We start from the raw sequence: 675 nt of genomic DNA on the forward strand, positions 1-675 counted from the left end.
AAATCTGCTGAGACAAGACAAAGGTCTCCTGTTGGCCCGTCGGGAAACCCGCGGGCGGAACTGGAAAATCGGGATGTGTTGGAAAGGGCCTGCCTAGACGGCGGCGAGCCTCGGCCGGCGTCCGGACCTTGGAGGCGGTGGCGCCATTTCCTCCAGGGGTGACCCGAGCCCGCGCTCCTCCAGACAGGCAAGCATCGTCGCGTCCGAGAGGATGCCTGTCATTGGCGTTACCAGCTCTTCGAGCCGCTGCCGGACCCGATGGGAGAAATACGCCCGGGCCGCTTCGACAACCGGGGTAATCGCCACCCCGAAATAGTCGTCAACCGTCTCACGGGTCAGGACCGTGAAGCCCTGGAAGTCAGGCGTGACATCGCCATAGAAGCAGATGAGGACGGAACATCCGGTCATGGCCTTTATTCCGTTCTTTCGTGCATAGGACCTGGCCAGCATGGCCGTGGAAAGGAGATCGTGGCGTGCCGCCTCGCGTATCGCCTTGCCCAAGTAGGATGATCGCTTAATCTCGATGGCGGTCGCTGTCAGCGTTCTGAGGTCAACAGCGAACTGGTCGATCCTGATGTGCCGGGCAATCGACTTGTTCTGGGGCAGCTGCGGCGGATCTTCCGGGTCGATCTCCCCGCTGCGGGCAAGCTCTTCCGCGCGCCGTGTGATCGGATA

The 675-nt window shown here is 61.9% G+C and carries 1 protein-coding gene; it reads right to left on the reverse strand.

Features of this window, described 5'->3' with window-relative positions; translation table 11 throughout:
- Window positions 1-93 precede the first annotated feature (93 nt).
- Window positions 94-675, reverse strand: a 582-nt coding sequence (locus tag LC062_RS21285; protein ID WP_224913163.1) for a hypothetical protein, incomplete at its 5' end; no start/stop codon positions are given.

The organism is Stappia indica (assembly GCF_020177335.1).
Taxonomy (GTDB): Bacteria; Pseudomonadota; Alphaproteobacteria; order Rhizobiales; family Stappiaceae; genus Stappia; species Stappia indica_B.